General features: G+C 44.3%; 31 protein-coding genes and 1 pseudogene. 30 read left to right on the plus strand and 2 right to left on the minus strand.

All coding sequences use genetic code 11. The features are described from left to right. Positions 1–19: 19 nt before the first annotated feature. The 28 genes from rplB (at position 20) to prfA (ending at position 16,303) form a co-directional block, all read left to right on the plus strand. Positions 20–883: a 50S ribosomal protein L2 gene (gene rplB, locus F8R90_RS10550; RefSeq protein ID WP_196510709.1), complete on the plus strand. Its 864-nt coding sequence runs from the start codon at positions 20–22 to the stop codon at positions 881–883. Between the two features lie 127 nt (positions 884–1,010). Next, positions 1,011–1,289, plus strand: a complete 279-nt coding sequence (rpsS, locus tag F8R90_RS10555) for a 30S ribosomal protein S19 (protein WP_012410721.1) — start codon at positions 1,011–1,013, stop codon at positions 1,287–1,289. Between the two features lie 80 nt (positions 1,290–1,369). Then, the gene (gene rplV / locus F8R90_RS10560; protein WP_190727944.1) at positions 1,370–1,726 is read left to right on the plus strand and encodes a 50S ribosomal protein L22; all 357 of its coding nucleotides are present in this window, start codon (positions 1,370–1,372) and stop codon (positions 1,724–1,726) included. A 53-nt stretch (positions 1,727–1,779) separates the two neighbouring features. Beyond that, positions 1,780–2,559 carry a 30S ribosomal protein S3 gene (gene rpsC, locus F8R90_RS10565; protein ID WP_190891238.1) on the plus strand — a complete coding sequence of 260 codons (780 nt, stop codon included), beginning with the start codon at positions 1,780–1,782 and terminating at the stop codon, positions 2,557–2,559. Between the two features lie 87 nt (positions 2,560–2,646). Continuing rightward, positions 2,647–3,072, plus strand: a complete 426-nt coding sequence (gene rplP / locus F8R90_RS10570) for a 50S ribosomal protein L16 (protein ID WP_012410718.1) — start codon at positions 2,647–2,649, stop codon at positions 3,070–3,072. A gap of 3 nt (positions 3,073–3,075) precedes the next feature. Then, positions 3,076–3,303 carry a 50S ribosomal protein L29 gene (gene rpmC / locus F8R90_RS10575; RefSeq protein ID WP_190891241.1) on the plus strand — a complete coding sequence of 76 codons (228 nt, stop codon included), beginning with the start codon at positions 3,076–3,078 and terminating at the stop codon, positions 3,301–3,303. Between the two features lie 6 nt (positions 3,304–3,309). Then, complete coding sequence (gene rpsQ / locus F8R90_RS10580; protein ID WP_100901244.1) at positions 3,310–3,558, plus strand: 30S ribosomal protein S17; 249 nt, start codon at positions 3,310–3,312, stop codon at positions 3,556–3,558. Positions 3,559–3,604: 46 nt separating this feature from the next. Beyond that, the gene (gene rplN, locus F8R90_RS10585; protein ID WP_069070772.1) at positions 3,605–3,973 is read left to right on the plus strand and encodes a 50S ribosomal protein L14; all 369 of its coding nucleotides are present in this window, start codon (positions 3,605–3,607) and stop codon (positions 3,971–3,973) included. After that, positions 3,973–4,326, plus strand: a complete 354-nt coding sequence (rplX, locus tag F8R90_RS10590) for a 50S ribosomal protein L24 (protein WP_196510710.1) — start codon at positions 3,973–3,975, stop codon at positions 4,324–4,326. The genes rplN and rplX overlap by 1 nt, the downstream gene beginning before the upstream one ends. A 104-nt stretch (positions 4,327–4,430) precedes the next feature. Continuing rightward, positions 4,431–4,979 carry a 50S ribosomal protein L5 gene (rplE, locus tag F8R90_RS10595; RefSeq protein WP_118167585.1) on the plus strand — a complete coding sequence of 183 codons (549 nt, stop codon included), beginning with the start codon at positions 4,431–4,433 and terminating at the stop codon, positions 4,977–4,979. Positions 4,980–4,999: 20 nt separating this feature from the next. Further along, positions 5,000–5,401 carry a 30S ribosomal protein S8 gene (gene rpsH / locus F8R90_RS10600; RefSeq protein WP_012410712.1) on the plus strand — a complete coding sequence of 134 codons (402 nt, stop codon included), beginning with the start codon at positions 5,000–5,002 and terminating at the stop codon, positions 5,399–5,401. Between the two features lie 86 nt (positions 5,402–5,487). After that, positions 5,488–6,036: a 50S ribosomal protein L6 gene (gene rplF, locus F8R90_RS10605; protein WP_196510711.1), complete on the plus strand. Its 549-nt coding sequence runs from the start codon at positions 5,488–5,490 to the stop codon at positions 6,034–6,036. Positions 6,037–6,038: 2 nt separating this feature from the next. Continuing rightward, entirely contained in the window at positions 6,039–6,401 is a 363-nt protein-coding gene (gene rplR, locus F8R90_RS10610; RefSeq protein WP_069070767.1) for a 50S ribosomal protein L18, read from the plus strand. Positions 6,402–6,509: 108 nt separating this feature from the next. After that, positions 6,510–7,037 carry a 30S ribosomal protein S5 gene (gene rpsE, locus F8R90_RS10615; RefSeq protein ID WP_190891248.1) on the plus strand — a complete coding sequence of 176 codons (528 nt, stop codon included), beginning with the start codon at positions 6,510–6,512 and terminating at the stop codon, positions 7,035–7,037. A 103-nt stretch (positions 7,038–7,140) separates the two neighbouring features. Further along, positions 7,141–7,584 (plus strand): 50S ribosomal protein L15, encoded by a 444-nt coding sequence (gene rplO / locus F8R90_RS10620; RefSeq protein ID WP_190891251.1) that lies wholly within the window; start codon positions 7,141–7,143, stop codon positions 7,582–7,584. Positions 7,585–7,658: 74 nt separating this feature from the next. Continuing rightward, complete coding sequence (gene secY / locus F8R90_RS10625; protein ID WP_190891254.1) at positions 7,659–8,969, plus strand: preprotein translocase subunit SecY; 1,311 nt, start codon at positions 7,659–7,661, stop codon at positions 8,967–8,969. 2 nt (positions 8,970–8,971) lie between these two features. Further along, on the plus strand, positions 8,972–9,526 hold the full coding sequence (locus F8R90_RS10630) for an adenylate kinase (protein ID WP_196510712.1): 555 nt from the start codon (positions 8,972–8,974) through the stop codon (positions 9,524–9,526). A 176-nt stretch (positions 9,527–9,702) separates the two neighbouring features. Continuing rightward, positions 9,703–9,927 carry a translation initiation factor IF-1 gene (gene infA / locus F8R90_RS10635; protein ID WP_006276978.1) on the plus strand — a complete coding sequence of 75 codons (225 nt, stop codon included), beginning with the start codon at positions 9,703–9,705 and terminating at the stop codon, positions 9,925–9,927. A 117-nt stretch (positions 9,928–10,044) separates the two neighbouring features. Further along, a complete protein-coding gene (gene rpmJ, locus F8R90_RS10640) occupies positions 10,045–10,158 on the plus strand; it encodes a 50S ribosomal protein L36 (RefSeq protein WP_015129703.1) in 114 nt (37 codons plus the stop codon). A 116-nt stretch (positions 10,159–10,274) separates the two neighbouring features. Further along, the gene (gene rpsM, locus F8R90_RS10645; RefSeq protein ID WP_012410704.1) at positions 10,275–10,655 is read left to right on the plus strand and encodes a 30S ribosomal protein S13; all 381 of its coding nucleotides are present in this window, start codon (positions 10,275–10,277) and stop codon (positions 10,653–10,655) included. Positions 10,656–10,709: 54 nt separating this feature from the next. Continuing rightward, entirely contained in the window at positions 10,710–11,105 is a 396-nt protein-coding gene (gene rpsK, locus F8R90_RS10650) for a 30S ribosomal protein S11 (protein WP_012410703.1), read from the plus strand. 327 nt (positions 11,106–11,432) lie between these two features. Next, positions 11,433–12,380, plus strand: coding sequence for a DNA-directed RNA polymerase subunit alpha (locus F8R90_RS10655; protein ID WP_196510713.1), 948 nt, complete (start codon positions 11,433–11,435; stop codon positions 12,378–12,380). Between the two features lie 31 nt (positions 12,381–12,411). Then, positions 12,412–12,762 carry a 50S ribosomal protein L17 gene (rplQ, locus tag F8R90_RS10660; protein WP_094349105.1) on the plus strand — a complete coding sequence of 117 codons (351 nt, stop codon included), beginning with the start codon at positions 12,412–12,414 and terminating at the stop codon, positions 12,760–12,762. Between the two features lie 150 nt (positions 12,763–12,912). After that, positions 12,913–13,761, plus strand: a complete 849-nt coding sequence (gene truA / locus F8R90_RS10665) for a tRNA pseudouridine(38-40) synthase TruA (protein WP_196510714.1) — start codon at positions 12,913–12,915, stop codon at positions 13,759–13,761. Between the two features lie 65 nt (positions 13,762–13,826). Beyond that, positions 13,827–14,288: a 50S ribosomal protein L13 gene (gene rplM / locus F8R90_RS10670; RefSeq protein ID WP_196510715.1), complete on the plus strand. Its 462-nt coding sequence runs from the start codon at positions 13,827–13,829 to the stop codon at positions 14,286–14,288. Next, positions 14,288–14,704 (plus strand): 30S ribosomal protein S9, encoded by a 417-nt coding sequence (gene rpsI, locus F8R90_RS10675; protein WP_012410698.1) that lies wholly within the window; start codon positions 14,288–14,290, stop codon positions 14,702–14,704. Before rplM ends, rpsI begins: the two co-directional genes overlap by 1 nt. Before the next feature lie 155 nt (positions 14,705–14,859). Continuing rightward, positions 14,860–15,102, plus strand: a complete 243-nt coding sequence (gene rpmE, locus F8R90_RS10680; RefSeq protein ID WP_109011936.1) for a 50S ribosomal protein L31 — start codon at positions 14,860–14,862, stop codon at positions 15,100–15,102. Positions 15,103–15,205: 103 nt separating this feature from the next. Next, the gene (gene prfA / locus F8R90_RS10685; RefSeq protein WP_190891266.1) at positions 15,206–16,303 is read left to right on the plus strand and encodes a peptide chain release factor 1; all 1,098 of its coding nucleotides are present in this window, start codon (positions 15,206–15,208) and stop codon (positions 16,301–16,303) included. A 9-nt stretch (positions 16,304–16,312) separates the two neighbouring features. Here the strand turns inward: prfA and F8R90_RS10690 are convergent, their stop codons facing one another. Further along, positions 16,313–16,759 (minus strand): hypothetical protein, encoded by a 447-nt coding sequence (locus tag F8R90_RS10690; protein WP_196510716.1) that lies wholly within the window; start codon positions 16,757–16,759, stop codon positions 16,313–16,315. Between the two features lie 240 nt (positions 16,760–16,999). On the opposite strand from F8R90_RS10690, the gene F8R90_RS10695 reads away from it, so the two are divergent. Both F8R90_RS10695 and F8R90_RS10700 read left to right on the plus strand, forming a co-directional pair. Continuing rightward, on the plus strand, positions 17,000–17,362 hold the full coding sequence (locus F8R90_RS10695) for a helix-turn-helix domain-containing protein (protein ID WP_104906418.1): 363 nt from the start codon (positions 17,000–17,002) through the stop codon (positions 17,360–17,362). Between the two features lie 69 nt (positions 17,363–17,431). Further along, on the plus strand, positions 17,432–17,890 hold the full coding sequence (locus tag F8R90_RS10700; RefSeq protein ID WP_196510717.1) for a DUF29 domain-containing protein: 459 nt from the start codon (positions 17,432–17,434) through the stop codon (positions 17,888–17,890). A gap of 349 nt (positions 17,891–18,239) precedes the next feature. Here the strand turns inward: F8R90_RS10700 and F8R90_RS33825 are convergent. Beyond that, positions 18,240–18,563, minus strand: a pseudogene (locus F8R90_RS33825) (IS1634 family transposase); the annotation flags it as partial. Positions 18,564–18,722 lie beyond the last annotated feature (159 nt).

Genomic DNA, 18,722 nt, shown 5'->3' on the forward strand with positions numbered 1-18,722 from the left:
GCACTCAGCACTTAAAAATATGGGTACTCGTTCTTATCGCCCTTATACCCCCAGCACTCGCCAAGTTACAATTTCTGACTTTGCGGAAATTACAAAAACTGAGCCAGAAAAATCCTTAACGACCTCGAAGCATCGCGCCAAAGGTCGGAATAATACTGGACGGATTACTAGTCGTCGCCGGGGTGGCGGACACAAACAACTTTACCGGATCATTGATTTTAAAAGGGATAAACACAATATTCCTGCCAAAGTCGCAGCAATTGAATACGATCCTAACCGCAATGCCCGAATTGCCCTTTTGTATTACCAAGATGGCGAAAAGCGGTACATCCTCCATCCCAACGGGTTAAAAGTTGGAACAATAATTATTTCTGGACCTGAAGCTCCCTTTGAAGATGGTAATGCTTTACCTCTCTCGAAGATTCCCTTGGGTACTGGTGTTCACAACGTAGAACTGACCCCTGGTAAAGGTGGTCAAATCGTGCGTGCTGCTGGTGCTAGCGCTCAAGTTGTGGCAAAAGAAGGTAATTATGTCACTCTCAAGTTGCCTTCAGGAGAAGTCCGCTTGATTCGACGCGAGTGCTACGCCACCATTGGACAAGTAGGCAACACCGATGCCAGAAACCTGAGTGCAGGTAAAGCAGGACGAAATCGCTGGAAAGGTCGCCGTCCTAAAGTTAGAGGTAGCGTCATGAACCCAGTGGATCACCCACATGGTGGTGGTGAGGGTAGGGCACCTATCGGTAGATCAGGACCTGTTACACCTTGGGGTAAACCCACATTGGGCGCGAAGACCCGCAATCGCAAGAAACTTAGCAGCAAATTGATTGTGCGTCGTCGCCGTAAGTCTTCCAAACGCGGTCGCGGTGGTCGTGAGTCTTAGAGAGTTAGGAGTTAAGAGTTATGAGTTAAGAGTTATAAGTTGAGAGTAAAATCTAACTCCTAATTCCTAATTCCTCACTCCTCACTCCTCACTCATAATTCCTAAATCCTAAATCCAAAATTGAACTATGGGTCGTTCTCTAAAAAAAGGTCCTTTCGTTGCGGATCATCTCTTAAAGAAAATTGAAAAGCTCAACGACAATAACAGAAAAGAAGTTATTAAAACTTGGTCAAGAGCTTCGACAATTTTGCCCCTAATGGTAGGTCATACCATAGCTGTTCACAACGGACGCCAACACGTTCCAGTTTTTGTAAATGAACAAATGGTGGGACACAAGTTGGGTGAATTTGCCCCGACACGTACCTACAGGGGTCATGGAAAAAGTGACAAAAAAGCGGGTAGGTAGTCATTAGTTATTAGTCATTAGTCATTAGCTAAAGACAAGTGACAAATGACAAATGACAAATGACAAAATTGGAGAAAATTATGGCTACTAATACTACTGAAGTAAAAGCGATCGCTCGTTTTATCCGCATCTCGGCCTACAAGGTGCGTCGGGTACTCGATCAAATCCGGGGGCGATCATACCGAGAAGCGCTAATCATTCTGGAATTCATGCCCTATCGCGCCACTGAACCCATATTGAAGGTTCTTAGAAGCGCTGCTGCCAATGCTGAACACAACGCTGGGTTAGATCGGACTCAACTAGTGATTACTCAGGCATACGCCGATCAAGGGCCATCCCTGAAGCGGTTCCAACCAAGAGCGCAAGGTCGAGCTTACCAAATTCGCAAGCCGACGTGTCATATTACTGTGGCCGTTGCAGCCGCCCCAGAAAAATAAGCACACTTACACGAATAAATTGCGTAAAGTAAGAAATCTTAGAGGAAGCATTCGTGGGACAGAAGATTCATCCAGTTGGTTTTCGCCTGGGTATTACACATGAACATCAATCCCGTTGGTTTGCTGTTCCTGATCGCTACCCAGAACTTCTACAAGAAGATCACAAACTCCGTCAATACATAGAACAAAAGCTGGGTAGACTTGCTCAAAACAACGCCGGAATTTCTGAGGTACGGATTGAGCGCAAAGCCGATCAAATCGACTTAGAAGTACGCACAGCAAGACCAGGTGTAGTGGTGGGCCGTGGTGGACAAGGTATCGAATCCTTGCGTACCGGACTCCAAGGGTTGTTGGGTAGTAATCGCCAAATTCGCATTAACGTAGTTGAAGTCCAACGAGTTGATGCTGATGCCTACCTAATTGCCGAATACATTGCTCAACAATTGGAACGTCGGGTTTCCTTTCGGCGGGTAGTGCGGCAATCGATTCAACGTGCCCAACGCGCTGGTGTCCAAGGTATTAAAATCCAAGTTAGCGGTCGCCTCAACGGTGCAGAAATTGCCCGGACAGAGTGGACTCGTGAAGGTAGAGTACCTTTACATACCTTACGGGCTGATATTGACTACTCTTATTGCACAGCAAAAACTGTTTACGGCATTTTGGGTATCAAAGTATGGGTGTTTAAGGGAGAGATTATTCCTGGACAGGAAGAAACTCCACTACCACCTGCAACCCGTGATCCTCGTGATCGTGGCGATCGCGATCGTGAACCCCGTCGTCGTCAACAACAACGTCGTCGCCAGCAATTTGAAGACCGCTCCAATGAAGGATAAATCGTCATTAGTCATTAGTCATTAGTCATTAGGGAATGGCAGATGACAAATGACAAATGGCAAATGACAAATGACAAGTGACAAACCATGTTAAGCCCTAGAAGAACTAAATTCCGCAAACAACAGCGCGGACGGATGGAGGGACTAGCCACCCGTGGTAGCACCCTCAACTTCGGTGATTTTGCACTCCAAGCGCAAGAACCAGCTTGGATTACCTCCCGGCAAATCGAGGCTTCTCGTCGGGCAATGACCCGTTATATTCGTCGGGGTGGACAAATCTGGATTCGGATTTTCCCTGATAAACCTGTAACCATGCGTCCTGCTGAAACCCGGATGGGTTCCGGTAAAGGTAATCCAGAGTTTTGGGTAGCTGTAGTCAAGCCAGGACGAATTCTGTTTGAAATCGGTGGGGTTTCTGAAGAAATCGCCCGTGAAGCTATGCGTTTGGCTTCATTTAAACTGCCTATAAAAACCAAGTTTATTGTGCGCTCTCAACCACAGGAGCAGGAGTAGCTTATGCCTCTTCCAAAGATTTCAGAAGCTAGAGAATTAAGTGACGAGAAGCTCTCTGATGAAATTGTCGCTATCAAAAGACAACTATTTCAGTTGCGCTTGCAAAAAGCTACAAGACAATTAGAAAAGCCCCACCAGTTCAGACAAACTCGACACCGCCTAGCCCAATTGCTGACGCTAGAGACAGAACGCAAACGGGCAGCAAGTCAATCGGCTAAAGAAGAAAAGTAGAAGATTATGGCAGTTAAAGAACGAGTTGGCTTGGTAGTGAGCGATAAAATGCAAAAAACTGTGGTAGTCGCCATAGAAAACCGCGCTCCTCACCCCAAGTACGGCAAGATTGTGGTTAACACCCAACGATATAAAGTTCACGACGAAGAAAATAAGTGTAAAGTAGGCGATCGCGTTCGCATTCAGGAAACTAGACCCCTGAGTAAAACCAAGCGCTGGAAAATCACAGAAGTCCTGAACGTCAAACCTACTTAAACCTCATCGTTGTTAGAAACTAACAACATTACAAGGGAGAATAATTGTGATTCAACCCCAGACTTACCTAAATGTCGCAGATAATAGCGGCGCCCGCAAACTAATGTGCATCCGCATCTTAGGCGGAGGCAATCGTCGTTATGGTTTTATCGGCGATAAAATTATCGCTGTTGTCAAAGATGCTACACCCAACATGGCTGTAAAAAAGTCTGATGTCGTGGAAGCAGTAATTGTCCGCACTCGTAAAGCTGTATCTCGTGACAGTGGCATGAGTATTCGCTTTGATGATAACGCTGCTGTGATTATCAACAAAGACGGTAATCCTAGAGGCACACGGGTTTTTGGCCCAGTTGCACGGGAACTGCGCGATAAAAACTTTACCAAAATCGTTTCTCTGGCTCCGGAGGTGCTTTAATGGCAACCAAACAGGGTACGCCCAAAGTATTCCACAAAATGCACGTCAAAACTGGCGACACGGTACAAGTGATTGCTGGCAAAGACAAAGGAAAAGTTGGTGAAATTATTCAGGCACTTCCCCAACTGAGTAAAGTTGTGGTCAAAGGTGTCAACATTAAAACTAAGCACGTCAAACCCCAGCAAGAAGGGGAGTCAGGGCGGATTGTAACCCAGGAATTCCCGATTCATAGCTCCAACGTGATGCTTTATTCCACCAAGCAAAACGTTGCCAGTCGTGTTTGTTATACCTTTACCTCCGAAGGCAAAAAAGTCAGAAAGCTTAAGAAAACTGGCGAGATACTGGATAAATAGTTAGAAGTTAGAAATTAAGAGTTAAGAATTTAACTCATGACTCATAACTCATAACTCGTAACTTTGTTCCCTGACCAAGCCCAGGGATATCAGGACAAAAAACTATGGCGACAACAAGACTCAAAAGCTTATATCAAGAGACAATCGTCCCCAAACTGATCAATCAGTTTCAATATACCAACGTTCATCAAGTACCGAAGTTGGTAAAGGTTACTATTAACCGGGGTTTGGGTGAAGCAGCTCAAAATGCGAAGTCGCTGGAAGCATCCATTAACGAAATTGCCTTAGTCACTGGTCAAAAACCAGTGGTGACGCGGGCAAAAAAGGCGATCGCTGGCTTTAAAATTCGTCAAGGAATGCCTGTGGGGATCATGGTTACCCTCAGAGCAGAACGGATGTATGCCTTTTTTGACCGGCTCGTTAGCCTATCACTACCCAGAATTCGAGATTTTCGTGGCGTTAGCCCTAAAAGCTTTGACGGACGAGGTAACTATACTCTGGGCGTGAGAGAACAGCTAATTTTTCCAGAAGTCGAATACGACAGCATCGATCAAGTGCGTGGGATGGATATTTCCATCATCACTACAGCAAAAAACGACGAAGAGGGACGCGCCTTACTTAAAGAATTAGGAATGCCCTTTCGCGATCAATAAGTTCATCTATAGAGGGAACGATGGCGGCTAACGACACAATTGCAGATATGCTGACGCGCATCCGCAATGCCAACCTGGCGCGGCATCAAACTACACAAGTGCCAGCTACAAAAATGACCCGGAGTATTGCCAAAGTGCTACGGGAGGAAGGCTTTATTGCTGAAATCGAAGAAGCAGAAGAAGGGGTAAAGCACAATCTGGTGATTTCCCTGAAATATAAAGGGAAGAATCGTCAGCCTCTGATCACCGCCTTAAAGCGAGTGAGTAAGCCAGGCTTACGTGTTTACTCCAATAGAAAAGAATTACCAAGGGTACTAGGCGGCATTGGCATTGCCATTATTTCTACATCCAGTGGAATTATGACTGACCGCGAAGCGCGGCGTCAGAACTTGGGTGGTGAAGTGCTTTGTTACGTTTGGTAGTCATTGGTCATTAGTCATTTGTCATTAGTCATTAGTGAAAGACAAAGGACAAGAGGCAAAGGACAAATAACAAAGGACAAAAAGTCATGTCTCGTATTGGTAAACGTCCAATTACTATTCCCGCCAAAGTTCAAGTGGCGATCGATGGTACAAATATTGTGGTGAAAGGCCCGAAAGGAGAACTTTCTCGCACTCTAGCAGCTAATATTTCACTCTCTCAAGAGGGAGAAATATTACAGGTAAATCGTCGAGATGAAACTCGTACCTCAAAGCAACTTCACGGCTTGAGCCGTACTTTAGTTGCCAACATGGTCGAGGGAGTTTCCCAAGGTTTTCAGCGCCGTTTAGAAATTCAAGGTGTTGGTTACCGGGCACAACTTCAAGGGCGTAACCTAGTTTTAAACATGGGTTACAGCCATCAGGTGCAAATTGAACCACCGGAAGGAATTCAGTTTGCTGTAGAAGGTACCACTAATGTCATTGTCAGCGGCTATGACAAAGAAATCGTAGGTAACACAGCCGCCAAAATTCGTGCCGTTCGTCCACCAGAACCTTATAAAGGTAAAGGTATTCGCTATGCCGGTGAAGTGGTCAGACGGAAGGCTGGTAAGACTGGTAAGGGTGGTAAGAAGTAGAAATGAAACTTACTCGTAGAGAATCAAAAAACCGTCGTCATCGACGCGTTCGTGGCAAAGTTATCGGCTCCCCAGAACGTCCGCGTTTAGCGGTATTTCGTTCTAATGAGCATATTTACGCCCAGTTAATTGATGATACTCAGCATCAAACCATCGTGTCTGCATCGACTGTAGAACCAGATTTGAAATCTAGTTTAGCGTCATGTGCAAACCGCGATGCATCGGCGCAAGTTGGTAAGTTAATCGCAGTGCGATCGCTAGAAAAAGGCATCACCAAAGTAGTCTTTGATCGCGGTGGTAACTTATATCATGGTCGTGTCAAAGCATTAGCTGATGCAGCACGCGAAGCTGGTTTAGATTTCTAAAGTCATTGGTCATTAGTCATTGGTCATTAGTCATTGGACAAATGACAAAAGACAAATGACAACTGACAAATGACAAAAGACAAATGACGTTCACCAGAGCACTAAATTATGGCAACAGAGCGTAAAAGTAGAACAAAGCGTGCCAAAAAAGAAGAAACCACTTGGCAAGAGCGGGTTATTCAAATCCGCCGCGTAAGTAAAGTGGTCAAAGGTGGTAAAAAACTCAGCTTCCGAGCGATCGTTGTCGTTGGTAACGAACGTGGTCAGGTTGGAGTTGGAGTAGGTAAAGCCTCAGATGTAATTGGCGCCGTTAAAAAAGGCGTAGCCGATGGCAAAAAACACCTCATTGATATCCCAATCACCAAATCCAACTCCATCCCCCATCCTATTGATGGTGTCGGTGGCGGTGCAAAAGTGATTATGCGTCCAGCCGCACCTGGTACTGGGGTAATTGCTGGTGGTGCTGTGAGAACTGTTTTGGAATTGGCAGGAGTTCGTAACGTTCTAGCCAAGCAACTTGGCTCCAACAATCCGCTCAATAATGCTAGAGCCGCAGTTAATGCCTTATCTACACTGCGTACCCTTGCTGAAGTCGCCGAAGATCGCGGTATTCCTATTCAAAATCTCTACATCTAATTTAGTCATTAGTCATTGGTCATGAGTCATTAGTGAATAACAAAGGACAAATGACAAATGACAAACGACGAATGACAAACGACAAATGAGAACTTGATAACTTATGAGACTCCATGATGTTAAGCCGCAAAAAGGCTCAAAGAAACGCAAGAAGCGTGTAGCTAGAGGTATTTCTGCCGGACAAGGCGCTAGTGCTGGTTTAGGTATGCGGGGTCAAAAATCCCGTTCTGGTAGTGGTACCAGACCAGGTTTTGAAGGTGGTCAACAGCCATTGTACCGCCGCTTACCTAAGCTGAAGGGCTTTCCGATTGTTAATCAGAAGATTTACACTACGATTAATGTAGAGAAGCTAGCCTCTCTTCCCGCGAATACGGAAGTAACTTTGACCTCATTAAAAGCCGCAGGTATCCTGACTGCTGTCAAGGGGCCATTGAAAGTTTTAGGTAACGGGGAATTGAGCATTCCGCTCAAGGTACAAGCGGCAGCTTTCACAGGTTCAGCTCGTAGCAAAATTGAGGCAGCTGGGGGGAGTTGTGAAGTCTTATGAGTGAGCCGGAACAGCGCACTTAAATGTAAGCCAACTCGCTGCCAGTGCTTGGTTCACTAAAAAGGTAGCACTCTATGATCAGTCGAGATAAAGCCCCAACGGCTCAAGAAACTTTTATGCAGATGGCACAAGCAGCCGGGCTGAGAGGTAGGCTGCTTGTCACCGTCGGTATTTTAATTTTGGTTCGCCTGGGTATTTTCTTACCCGTACCAGGGATTGATAGACCGAGATTTGCCGAAGCCATATCGGGGAGTAATTCCATATTCGGCTTATTGGATATATTTTCCGGGCGAGGACTTTCGACTTTGGGAGTCTTTGCTTTAGGGATTTTGCCCTTCATTAATGCGTCTATTATCATCCAATTGCTCACTGCTGCAATTCCATCTTTAGAAAATTTACAGAAAAATGAAGGCGAAGCAGGTCGACGAAAAATATCGCAAATTACCCGCTATGTAACTGTAGGTTGGGCAATTCTTCAAAGTGTAGCTTTCTCGTCATTATTCCTCCAGCAATTTGCCTTAAACCCAGGCCCAATCTTCGTAGCTGAAACTGCGATCGCTCTGACTGCTGGTTCTATGTTTGTAATGTGGGCATCAGAACTGATTACAGAACGGGGCATTGGTAACGGCGCATCATTATTGATTTTTGTCAACATTGTTGCTTCATTACCAAAAGCTTTGGGTGATACCATCGAGTTGGTGCAAGTTGGCGGTCGGGAAACAGTAGGTCGCGTGATCGTGCTGATCTTAGTTTTCCTAGCGACAATTGTTGGTATTGTGATTGTGCAGGAAGGAATGCGCCGCATCCCAATTATTTCAGCTCGTCGCCAAGTAGGTCGGCGGGTTTTGGCAGAGCAGCGTAGCTATCTGCCCCTGCGGCTAAATCAAGGCGGCGTGATGCCAATTATTTTTGCTGCTGCCATTCTCAGTTTGCCACTGCTAATCGCCAATTTTACTAAAAATGCCGATTTGGCGAATATAGTTAACACTTATTTGAGTCCAAGCGGTTCTAGCTCCTGGGTCTATGCCTTGGTTTACATGGTTTCCATCGTTTTCTTCAGCTATTTCTATTCTTCGTTGATTCTCAACCCAGTAGACGTGGCGCAGAATTTGAAGAAAATGGGTTCTAGTATTCCTGGAATTCGTCCCGGCAAGGCAACTAGCGAGTATATCGAACGCGTTTCTAACCGACTCACTTTTTTGGGTGCGATATTTTTGGGCTTGGTTGCTATTATCCCTACCGCCGTGGAAAGCGCTTTGAATGTGAAAACTTTCCAGGGAATAGGTGCAACCTCTTTGTTAATTTTAGTTGGTGTGGCAATCGAGACAGCCAAACAAGTCCAAACATATGTCATCTCTCAGCGCTATGAAGGAATGGTGAAATAATAGTGACGCGATTAATCTTCTTGGGGCCGCCTGGAGCTGGTAAAGGAACACAAGCTCAAACTTTGGCTGAACACTTGAATATTCCCCATATTTCTACTGGTGAAATATTAAGACAAGCCATGAAAGAGCAAACTCATCTGGGAATCAAGGCTCAAAGCTATGTTGATATCGGCGAGTTAGTACCCGACCAGCTAGTACAGGACTTGGTACAGGAGCGCCTTAGTCAACCAGATGCCAAAAATGGTTGGATTCTTGATGGTTTTCCTCGCAAAGTAACCCAAGCAGCTTTCCTGGAGAAGTTACTGGAACAAATACATCAGAGCGGCGAAAGGGTAGTCAATCTAGATGCACCAGATGAAATTGTAATCGCACGTTTGCTAGCTAGAGGACGAAAAGATGATACCGAAGAGGTAATTCGTCGTCGTTTAGAAGTGTACCGCGCTGAAACTGCACCTTTAATTGATTATTATGGCGATCGCGAAAAACTCCTAACAGTCAATGGCAATCAGTCCCAAGAAGATGTCACTGGTGAATTACAAAAGGTAATCGCTTCGTGAAAAGAAGGGTAGTGGGGAGTAGAGAATTCCTTACTCCCCACTACCCCATACCAAGAAAAAGATCAATTTTAGCTAAGATATATTAATAAACTGTTGATATATTTCTTAAAGTGTGTTTTCTTGCAGATGAAGTGCTGCAACTGAACACGAAATTGTTGAGTTGAGGAAAAAACAAATTGTCTAAGCAAGATTTGATTGAAATGGAAGGCACGGTTACAGAGTCCTTGCCCAATGCGATGTTTCGCGTTGACTTGGACAATGGCTTCAACGTGCTAGCTCACATTTCCGGCAAGATTCGCCGCAATTATATCAAGATTTTGCCCGGCGATCGCGTCAAGGTAGAGTTAACTCCTTACGACTTGACCAAAGGCAGAATTACCTATCGACTACGAAAGAAGTAAGTATATGTAGAGAATTTTACCATAAAACCATTTTTAGGACTGTTTATTACTCAATTAGCTGGTTTAATTTCCCTAGAAATGCTATAATTTAATATTTGGAGTCAAAAAATAAAAGGCATGAAAGTTAGAGCCTCAGTCAAGAAAATCTGTGAAAAGTGTAACGTGATCAAACGTCGTGGTCGCGTCATGGTGATCTGCGTAAACCCCAAGCATAAGCAACGTCAAGGATAGCACTCTTACCAACAGAGTGAGTTGTAACACGCATATCATTAATTAAAACGAAAAAACGCGATTAATCACGTTTTTCTAACCAACAGCAATTGCGAAAACAATAGGGAGAGTTCATTGTGGCACGGATTGCCGGAGTAGACCTTCCACGCGATAAGCGCGTCGAGATTGGTCTAACTTACATTTACGGAATTGGGTTATCACGCGCTCAAGAAATTATAGCGGCTACTGGTGTGAACCCAGACACCCGCGTTAAGGACTTAAGTGATGCCGATGTGACAGCACTACGAGGCGAAATAGAAAGCAACTATCAAGTTGAAGGCGACTTGCGGCGCTTGGAGTCTTTGAACATCAAGCGCTTAGTTGATATTGGTACCTACAGAGGGCGTCGCCATCGTATGGGCTTACCAGTTAGAGGACAAAGAACTCGTACCAATGCCAGAACCCGTCGAGGCAGAAGGCAGACAGTGGCTGGGAAGAAGAAGGCTCCAGGGAAATAATTTTGCAACACTTGCTAATCAGAGCAAGTTTTACCTTAAATCAACTAAACAAGTATGGCGAGACAACCAACTAAAAAATCCGGGAGCAAGAAGCAGAAACGGAATGTACCCAGTGGAATGGCCTACATCCAGTCTACTTTCAACAATAGCATTGTCACCATTACCGATCAAAATGGAGATGTCATCTCCTGGGCTAGTGCTGGTTCTAGCGGTTTTAAGGGAGCAAAAAAGGGAACTCCCTTTGCAGCGCAAACCGCTGCTGAAAGTGCAGCCCGTAGAGCCATTGATCAAGGAATGCGCCAAATTGAGGTAATGGTAAGTGGACCAGGAGCAGGTAGAGAAACCGCTATCCGGGCACTTCAAGGAGCAGGACTGGAAATTACACTCATTCGGGATATTACCCCCATTCCTCACAATGGTTGCCGTCCACCCAAGCGCCGTCGAGTTTAAATACCAAGACTTGGGCATTGAGGGCGAGAAGTTACAACCAAAGTAAGTAAAATTACTTCCAATGATCGCTTGGGCGTCTAACGTGCAAATTGTCATTGGGTGAAAAGTTGGGCGACCAGAAGCATGTCAGATTTTCCCATAGGGAAAGATGTTAAGCTTCGGGCTACCCAAAATATTATTAGCGCCTGCAAGCTCAATAGGGGCATCAAACTATACCGTAATTTTATACTAGTAGTTTGATTAACCTAGACCTACAGGACATAAAGTCAATTCGGGAGGCAATTGATTTGTCTGCTAGCAGCACCTTAGAAAAAGGGAGGCTCATCCGTGGCGCAGTTTCAGATTGAATGTGTAGAGTCGAATACTGAAGAAAGTCGGAACCATTACAGTAAATTTGTTCTGGAACCTCTAGAACGCGGTCAAGGAACAACGGTTGGCAACGCACTGCGGCGGGTTTTACTGTCCAACCTAGAAGGTACAGCAGTTACAGCAGTGCGAATTGCAGGCGTTTCACACGAGTTTGCTACAGTTCCGGGCGTGCGGGAAGATGTGCTGGAAATCCTCATGAAAATGAAGGAAGTTATCCTAAAAAACTATTCCTCGCAGCCCCAAATTGGTAGATTACTCGTTAACGGCCCAACAACAATCACTGCGGCGCATTTTGATTTACCCAGTGAAGTAGAAGTTATCGATCCGACCCAGTATGTAGCCACCATCGCTGAGGGTGGAAAGCTGGAAATGGAATTTAGGATCGAGAAAGGCAAAGGGTATCGCACTGTAGAGCGAGGACGTGAGGAAGCCACATCGTTGGACTTTCTGCAAATCGACTCAATATTTATGCCAGTGCGAAAAGTTAACTATAGTGTTGAAGAATCTCGTGGGGAAGGCTTGATTCCAAAAGACCGACTGCTGTTGGAAGTTTGGACAAATGGCAGTATTTCCCCCCAAGAAGCACTATCTTCAGCCGCTGGGATCTTGGTAGATTTATTCAACCCATTGAAAGACATCTCCCTAGAACCAACAGACACAGGTTCGGAGATTCCAGACGACCCAACTGCCCAGATACCCATCGAAGAGTTGCAACTTTCTGTGCGGGCATATAACTGTCTCAAACGGGCACAAGTTAACTCTGTGGCAGATTTGTTGGATTATACCCAAGAAGACCTCTTAGAAATTAAGAACTTTGGGCAGAAGTCAGCAGAAGAAGTCGTGGAAGCTTTGCAGCGACGCTTGGGCATCACTCTGCCAATGGAAAGAGGCTCTAAACACCCTTAAGAAAAACCTTCATAATTCATAGTGCATAATTATGCGTCACCGTTGTCGCGTCAAAAAACTCAGTAAACCAGCCGATCAACGCCGTGCTTTGTTGCGATCGCTCGCCACCGAGCTGATCCGTCATGGTAAGATCACCACCACTTTAATTAGAGCGAAAGTTCTAAGAAGTGAAGTGGAAAAAATGATTACCCTAGCCAAAAATGGCTCCTTGTCAGCACGTCGGGAAGCTCTTGGCTATATCTTCGACAAACAACTCGTTCACGCTCTATTTGAGCAAGCTCCAACTCGATATGGCGATCGCCAGGGCGGTTATACCCGCATCCTGCGTACCGTACCGCGTCGGGGCGATAATGCAAAAATGGCAATAATTGAATTGGTTTAAGTCATTAGTCATTGGTGAGCCAGTGCGGTCTTGGGGGTTTCCCCCATGAGTAACTGGCGAACCCGAAGGGTCATTAGTCATTGGTCATTAGTGAACAACAAAGGACAACTGACAAAAGACAATTGACAAAAGACAAAGGACAAATTCTGTATGTTAGAAAGCCACCAGCCTACACAAACTCATCGAGTAGCCTTGGTAATCCAATACCTGGGCACTCATTTTCATGGCTGGCAACGGCAAAAAAAACAACGGACAGTCCAAGAAGAGATAGAAAGAGCGATCGCTACTATTCTTGGGCATCATGTGACACTACACGGTGCTGGGCGAACCGATTCTGGAGTTCACGCTGCTGCTCAAGTAGCCCATTTTGAAGCAACAGGTTTAATCCCGCCTCGCAAGTGGGCAACAATCCTCAACAGCTACCTGCCGCCAGATATATTAATCAGGGCTTCAGCTAGTGTCGATAACCGTTGGCACGCTCGCTTTAGTGCAGCCTATCGACGGTATCGCTACACAATATATACTGAAGATCGGCTTAACTTGTTTGTAAGACCCTTCAGTTGGCATTATTATTATGCACCCCTGGATGAATCTTTAATCCAAGCTGCCTTGAAACCTCTCTTGGGAAAGCATCACTTAGCTGCTTTTCACCGTGCAGGCTCAAAGCGATCACATTCCTGGGTAGAGGTACAAGCAGCAGAGTGTCGTCGCAGTGGGCCATTTATCCATATTGAAATACAGGCAGATGGATTTTTGTATGGCATGGTACGGCTGTTGGTAGGGATGCTGGTACAAGTAGGTTCTGAACAACGGACACTTTCTAGCTTCACCGAACTCTGGAAAGAACAACGTCGAGAAGAGGTGAAACACGCCGCACCGCCTCAAGGCTTGTGCTTGTTGCGAGTCGGCTATCCAGATTTTCCCTTTCCAAAAGAGATTTGGTACGACACCTTGCCAAAGTTCGTCACTAGTCAAGAGTCATTAGTCATTGGTTCTTAGTAACAACTAATGACAACTGACAAATGACTAATGACAAATTAAAAATGACAAAGGACACATGACAAATGACAACGAGTAAAACATACCTTCCTTCTCAAGTATCCCTTGAGCGTGAGTGGTACATAGTAGATGCCACCGATAAACGCCTCGGTCGCCTCGCCAGCGAAATCGCTCAAGTATTGAGAGGCAAAAAGAAACCCGAATATACACCCCACCTAGATACAGGTGACTTCGTAATCGTCATCAATGCCGAGAAAGTCGCAGTCACTGGCAAAAAGCGCACTCAAAAGCTTTACCGTCGCCATTCTGGTCGTCCCGGTGGAATGAAAACCGAAACTTTTGCTAAACTGCAACAGCGCATACCAGAGCGGATTTTAGAACAAGCTGTTAAAGGTATGCTACCTAAAAATAGCCTGGGTAAGCAGTTGTTCACCAAGCTGAAAGTCTATGCTGGCCCTACACATCCTCACGATGCTCAAAAACCTAAAGAACTAAAAGTTAGTACAATTCCTGGAGAAGAAAATTAATGGTAGTAGCAGATGCCAATAGCGGTCGCGCCGTATACTGGGGCACTGGCCGTCGTAAGAACGCAGTAGCACGGGTACGCTTGGTTCCAGGCACTGGTCAACTGACTGTGAACGGTAAAGATGGAAACTTGTATTTCCAATTTAACCCCAACTATTTGGGAGTTATCAAAGCACCCCTGGAAACTCTGGGATTAGAAAACGAATATGACATTTTGGTCAAAGCAGAAGGCGGCGGCTTGACTGGACAAGCTGATTCTGTTCGCTTGGGAGTTGCTCGTGCTTTGTGCCAACTCGACCCAGACAATCGCCCACCTTTGAAAACCGAAGGTTACTTGACTCGCGATCCGAGAGCAAAAGAGCGGAAGAAATATGGTTTACATAAAGCTCGGAAAGCACCTCAGTACTCTAAGCGTTAGGAATTGGGCATTGGGCATTGGGAATTGGGCATGGGGCATTGATGAATAACCAATAATTATTCTTCTCCTGTTCCCTGATCTCCCTACTCCCCACTCCCTAGCTTCAATTGAAACCTGAAAGTTATAATTGATATAGATTCATCACAAAAAGAACAATGGCTAAAGCTGATATTCACCCCAAGTGGTATCCAGATGCTAAAGTTTACTGCAACGGTCAAGTTGTTATGACCATTGGCTCTACAAAGCCAGAATTGCATGTAGATGTTTGGTCTGGAAATCACCCATTTTACACCGGTACTCAGAAGATTATTGACACTGAGGGTCGAGTAGAGCGCTTCCTCCGCAAGTACGGCATGAGCAGCACTCAAACATCTGGCGACGATCAAAACAAAAAGTAGCGGGTTGGCTCTGCTGTTAACGACGGCCCTGCATCAGCTGGGTCGATTTTCATTTATATGCTCGAGCCAATTTGTTATTTTTTAAGGAGCGATCGCACTCATCATGGCTGAATCATACTTACTGGACAAACTAAAATCCGTTGAACAAACTTTTAATGAATTAACACGTCGTCTTGGCGACCCCGATACCGCTAGCAATCCTGATGAGTATCAAGAAATTGCTAAGTCTCGTTCTTCTTTGGAAGAGGTAGTTAATACTTATGAAATTTGGAAAACAGCCCAAGAAGACTTGACCGGAGCGCGTCAGGTTTATAAAGAATCTGCAAGTGACCCAGAGTTGCAAGAAATGGCATCACTGGAAGTAAAAGAACTTGAAGAAAAAATAGAACATTTAGAGTCTCGCTTGAAAGTCTTACTGCTACCACGCGATCCCAATGATGAAAAGAATATCATGTTGGAAATTCGCGCTGGTACTGGTGGCGATGAAGCAAGTATTTGGGCTGGCGATTTGATGCAGATGTACACCCGCTATGCCCAGACTCAAGGTTGGAAAGTTTCTCTAGTGAGCGAATCTCGCGGAGAAATGGGTGGCTGGAAAGAGGTCATTCTAGAAATTAAAGGTAATGACGTTTATAGCCAGCTAAAGTTTGAAGCTGGAGTGCATCGTGTGCAGCGCGTGCCGGCAACTGAATCTGGGGGACGGGTTCATACTTCCACAGCTACCGTGGCGATTATGCCAGAGGTCGATGATGTGGAAATTCATATTGACCCGAAAGATATTGAAATGACTACAGCCCGTTCTGGTGGTGCTGGTGGACAAAACGTCAACAAGGTGGAAACAGCCGTTGACTTGATGCATAAACCAACGGGAATACGCATTTTCTGTACAGAAGAACGCAGCCAGTTGCAAAACAAAGAAAGGGCAATGCAAATTCTGCGGGCGAAGTTGTATGACATCAAGTTAAGCGAACAACAAGCAGCTGTAACTTCCATGCGGCGATCGCAGGTTGGTACTGGATCGCGATCGGAAAAAATTCGCACCTATAATTATAAAGATAACCGCGCTACCGATCATCGGTTAGGTCAGAATTATTCCCTTACCCCTGTTTTGGATGGTGATTTAGAAACACTTATCCAATCTTGTATATCTCTAGACCAGCAAGAACGTCTCGCGGAGTTAGCGACTTCTGCCGCTAACTAATTTTTGCTGTTAAATATTATGTAAAACCATTTCTTTGACTGTTGCTTTTAACACAGATAGGTGGTTTTCTAATATCGCGTGGAGTGTATCTTCTATTTCACTGGGATAATGGTAATAGGCAAATTCGTACTTCATAACGTAATTTAGCTTCGCCCATTCCTTCAGGGTTTGACAGGTATAAATTAGGTTTTGGGCTTCTTCTTGCCAACGCGCAAAAATCCGGTAGCTAAAAAAGCTGCTGCATATATTGCCTTTTGCATCCCAGTAGGAAATACACACTTGATGCTTCAGAAGGTGGATTTTTTTGATTTGCTTAACATCGTAGCCTTTAACTTTTAAAGCTTCTTTGGTTTCTGCGTCAGAAATGTTCCACTGTTCTGGTTTAATTTTATTAGTGGCTATAAGGTTTTTACCTTTGCGGCGATATTGGTTAATTTTGCGTGGCTTGCGAAACATGATGCACCTTCGATATTATTTCTTCGCAGCAAAGTCTAGCTACTAGAACAAGCGCCGTAGCAAACTAAGTTTTTTGAGTTGGTTAAAGATAGATGGGTTATTCTACTAGCTTGATGCCTGTAGTTGCAGATTTACAACCAGAGATATAGTTTAGTACTAAAACACAAGGCTGTCAATATAAAAGTAAACTTGTAATATTGAAAGTAGACTTGTAAATACAGTTGGCTAGCTATATAAGCAGTGAAGATCGAAAGCAAACAAAAACTGATTGAAATCATTAAACTAGCTCGCGGTTCAATGAGTCAGCGAGCATTTGGTAAGCTTTTGGGGGTATCTGCTACTGCTGTTCAGATGTGGGAAAAAGGTGTGAAGGTGCCAGATACAGAAAATTTGGCTCAAATCGCATCGAAAGCAGGCTACACAATGGAAGAGTTAATCAGCTGCATAGATGGCAAGCCAATTCCAGAAACCTCAGATTTGAGTCTGATTCTTAGACAAATCCAGCACATGCCTTTGGCCCAAGTGGCTCAAATCGTCCAAGCTGCGGCAGATAGATTGGCGGCTGTGGCTGAAGCATCTGGGGATGAAGCAAAAGCAAGTTGAATATTTGTTCAGGATTGAATTTAAATCATCAAACTAGCTCGTGATCTTTTGCTGTCAAGATTCAACTCTATGGACAAACCTTTTTTGTATGACCAAGACTTTTATGGCTGGACACAGCAGCAGGCTAAAGCGTTAGAGCAGAGGCTAGTTATGGAACTAGACTGGCAACACCTGCAAGAGGAAATTCAAGCTTTGGGCAGACAGGAGTATCGGGAACTCGTGAGTCGTCTGAGTGTATTACTCGGTCATCTCTTGAAGTGGGAGTATCAACCCGAACAACGCTCTCGCAGTTGGTTTTTAGCAATTCGAGAACAGCGTCGCGCCATCCACAGACATTTGCGACAGAACCCCAGCTTAAAGTCTCGAATCGAAGAAGCCTTGTTAGATGGCTTTGAAGCGGGAGTCGATTTGGCGCTACGAGAAACTAACTTACCATTACGAACTTTTCCAGAGCATTGCCCGTATTTATTTGATGATGTGATCGCAGACAATTTTCTGTGCGATACTCGTCAAGACTGGGAAGGATAATTAGTACCATTTTTCTTGATTAATTCATAACCCACATTCCGCACCTTAACTGTCACAAGCGGTTATTACGGAAGTTAATTCATAGAAAAGGAGTAAAAAATTACATTTATCTTAAAAAAACAGATTTGGGATAAGAAAATTTATTAAATATATTTTCAATAAGCAGCAATAAATATAAGAGTGGTTTGGTGGAAAATTTTAATAAGACGATTTTATTATTACAAGCTCAACACATCCTTGTAACTTATGCTTGTCTGAAAATAAAGTTAAAAACGCCATGACTTGTTCAGAACATTAATCTTATTAATGAGCTAAATGGTCTAATTAAAATATTAATAATATTGCTCAATCAACTTATATATCTATAGTAATTACGGCAAGCTTCTGGGAGGAATAGAAGAATGTACTTCATCTCAGATGTCAAATTACAAAACTCTGTTTTTTGTTGAAAAGTAACAAGATTAACTGATTGAAAACATTGAAATATCCACCGCATGGTTGGATTATTTATGGCTTTTACTAATTGATTTTTTACAGTATAGTTTAAGGATTTTAAAGCCGCTCTAATTTCTCTTTGGGCTAAAGTGTAAACTAGCAAACACAACCCCATTATCACTGCTAATGCTTCTATTCTTTCTGGGCTTTTCAGAAAAATACTATCTGCTAAAAATAACTGGAGTTTAGACTAAAAGCGATAGGAGAGAACGCAAATCAAAAGAAATTAGAGGTTAAAAATATTATCTTGTCAGCCTTAAAGCATCCTGACCTTTAACAATTATTGTGTAGTATACCTATTCAGAAAACAATACAATAATGATAATCATAAAAAGGG

The sequence above is a fragment of the Nostoc sp. NZL genome, from assembly GCF_015714705.1.
GTDB classification, from domain to species: domain Bacteria; phylum Cyanobacteriota; class Cyanobacteriia; order Cyanobacteriales; family Nostocaceae; genus Nostoc; species Nostoc foliaceum_A.